The organism is Streptomyces aurantiaciflavus (assembly GCF_049808595.1).
GTDB lineage: Bacteria > Actinomycetota > Actinomycetes > Streptomycetales > Streptomycetaceae > Streptomyces.
This window is the reverse complement of the sequence record NZ_JBNCAQ010000078.1, coordinates 1-2,789: the sequence shown is the minus strand read 5'-3', so window position 1 is coordinate 2,789 and position 2,789 is coordinate 1. Positions and strand designations below refer to the sequence as shown.

The window sequence follows — 2,789 nt, the reverse complement described above, 5'->3', positions numbered from 1 at the left end:
GTCCCAGGATCTGCGCGACCCCTGCTGAGCACCTCGCCGGCCTGGTCCCGTCGTCGGTCGTACGGCCGACGGCGGGACCAGGCCGGCGGGCTTTGACGCCACCGTGTTGCCGCGGACCCCTTGACGTGGGCCGCGCGACTGCGTAGACATGACCGCGCGGTCAGACCGCGCGGTCATACGGTGGGCCTCGCTCCATGCGGGCCTCCTGCCATCGGGAGAGTTCATGACACCAGGGGTGGTACGGAACGCGGGGTCCCCCGCGCCGCGCAGCGCGGACGTCGCCGAGCTGGCCGGTGTCTCACGGAAGACCGTCTCTCGGGTCCTGAACCACGAGCCGTACGTCTCGGAGGAGGTCCGCCGGCGCGTCCTCGCGGCCGCGGAGGAACTCGGTTACCGGCTGAACCACGCGGCCAGGGCACTGGCTTCCGGGCGCACTCGCTCGATCGGTGTGGTCGCGCTGGGAACCGCCGGGTACGGAACCGCCTCCCTGCTCGTGCACGTCGAACACGCCGTGCGGGACGCGGGTTACGCGCTGCGCGTGGTCAACACGCCGGACGGCGACCCGGAAGGCATCGCCGGCGCCGTGGAGTCGCTCCTCGAGCAGGGCGTGGACGGTGTCGTCGTCTCCGAGCCCAGCGTGGAAGGGGAGGTCTCCGTCGGCGTGGACGTGCCGGTCCTCTTCCTGGGGGCGCCGCCGGCCTTCACCGCCGCCCGGACGGTGACCGTGAGCGTGGGGGCCTGCGCACTGGCGCGGGCGGCCACCGAGCACCTGCTGGATCTGGGCCACGCGACCGTCCACCACCTCGCCGGTCCGGGCCGCTGGTACGCCTCCAAGGACCGCGTCGAGGGGTGGCGGGCGGCACTGGCGGCACGGGGCGCCCACGAACCGCCGGTCGTCGAGGGTGACTGGTCGCCCGCCTCCGGGTACGCGGCCGGCCGCGAGCTGGCCCTGGACAGCTCGGTGACGGCCGTGTTCGCGGCGGGCGACGAGATGGCCATCGGCCTGATCCACGCCCTGCGGGAAGCCGGCCGTCGTGTGCCCGAGGACGTCAGCGTCGTCGGCTTCGACGGCAACCCCGTCTTCGCCTACGTCTCTCCTCCCCTGACCACCGCGCCGCAGCCCTTCGAGGCCGCGGCCCGGGAAGGAATCCGGCTTCTCGTGCACGCCATCGAGAAACCGGACACCGAACTGCCCCCGGCGAGCGACCCACCCGTCCAACTCGTCGTCCGCGGCTCGACCGCACCGCCGCCCCACCGGGGCCGGACGGTGCCGCGCACCCCCTGAACAACACCCCGAACCACCTGTGAGTACGACCGCCCGCCCGGGACACACGGAGCCGTCACCCACGCCGGTCCCGCCGCGGGCCCGCCGGCCGCGCCCGGCCGTGCCCCGCTGCGCCGTCCGCCCGCTTCCCGGGCGACGCGCCCACTGAACTCCGCCGATCTCCACCCGGCCCCGACCGGGGAGCGGCGGACATCCAGCACACCTTCCTTCCCCCGTCATGGGAGCCGCACAATGTCCCCTGCGCAGCCAGGCGCCAGATCCGGCGCCGCTCAGCGTTCCCGCCCCGCATCTCTCCTCTTCCTGCTGCTCGCCCTGGTCGTCGCCGCGGCGACGGTCGTGCTGCCCGCAGCGGGCAGGGCACACGCCGTTTCCCGCCCGTCGCAGACGATGTACACCCCGCCGTCGGGCGCGCCCTCGCCCGGCTCGCTCTACCCGCGGGGGCTGCGCCTGAAGTACAACGGCTCGGCCAACGGCACGCTGCTCGCCACGTTCGAGCAGTACACCAACGGCACCCCCGTCTTCCCGATCTACCGCAGCACCGACAACGGCAACTCCTGGAGCAAGATCTCCGACGTCGCCGACACGCAGAACGGCTGGGGCATGCGCTGGGAGCCCGAGCTGTTCGAACTGCCCACGGCGATGGGCGACTTCCCGGCGGGCACCATTCTGGCCGCCGGAGCCTCCGTCCCCGCCGACCGCTCGGCCATCAAGATCGATGTCTACGCGAGCACCGACCGCGGGCAGACCTGGAGCTTCGTCAGCAACATCGCCACCGGCGGCGCCGCGTTCGACACGAACGGCAACACCCCCGTCTGGGAGCCGTTCTTCCTCGTGTCCGGCGGGAAGCTGATCGTCTACTACTCCGACCAGCGCGACACCGCCCACGGCCAGAAGGTCGTGCACCAGGTCTCCACGGACGTCCGCACCTGGGGTCCTGTGGTGGACGACGTGGCGATGCCCACCTACAGCAACCGGCCGGGCATGCCGACCGTGGCCAGGATGCCGAACGGCAACTTCCTCATGACGTACGAGTACGGCGGTGCCCCCGAGGGCAACTTCTCCGTCTACTACAAGATCTCCTCCGACCCGGAGGCGTTCGGCTCGGTCACCGGCATCCCGTTGCGGTCGACGGACGGCGTGGTGCCCCGTAGCACTCCCTACGTCACGTGGCTGCCCACCGGCGGGCCCAACGGCACCCTCGCCGTCAGCGCGTACAACACCGGCGACCTGTTCCTCAACACGCAGAACGGCGCCGCGAACACCTGGACGCGCATCAGCTCCAACGTCGCCGCCGGCTACAGCCGCGGCATGGTGCCGCTCGCCGACGGGCACAGCCTGCTGGTGCTCAGCGGCGGCAACGGGGGCAGCAACCTCTCCAACCCCGTCACCTACAGCATCATCGACCTGGGCGGCGGGATCTCCGACGGGGCCACCTACACCGTCTCCAACGCGGGCAGCGGTCTGAAGCTCACCATCGCGGGCGGCTCCACCACCAACGGCACCT

The 2,789-nt window shown here is 72.1% G+C and carries 2 protein-coding genes; both read left to right on the top strand.

Annotated elements, in window-relative coordinates:
• Positions 1 to 223 precede the first annotated feature (223 nt).
• Entirely contained in the window at positions 224 to 1,285 is a 1,062-nt protein-coding gene (locus tag ACPT94_RS42095) for a LacI family DNA-binding transcriptional regulator (RefSeq protein WP_360352381.1), read from the top strand.
• Between the two features lie 231 nt (positions 1,286 to 1,516).
• The coding region (locus ACPT94_RS42090; protein ID WP_425248153.1) for a sialidase family protein at positions 1,517 to 2,789 on the top strand (1,273 nt) is incomplete at its 3' end.

Excerpts from the sequence above, each read along its gene's own strand:
- ACPT94_RS42095 (WP_360352381.1), top strand. The coding sequence starts at position 224 with ATGACACCAGGGGTGGTACGGAACGCGGGGTCCCCCGCGCCGCGCAGC.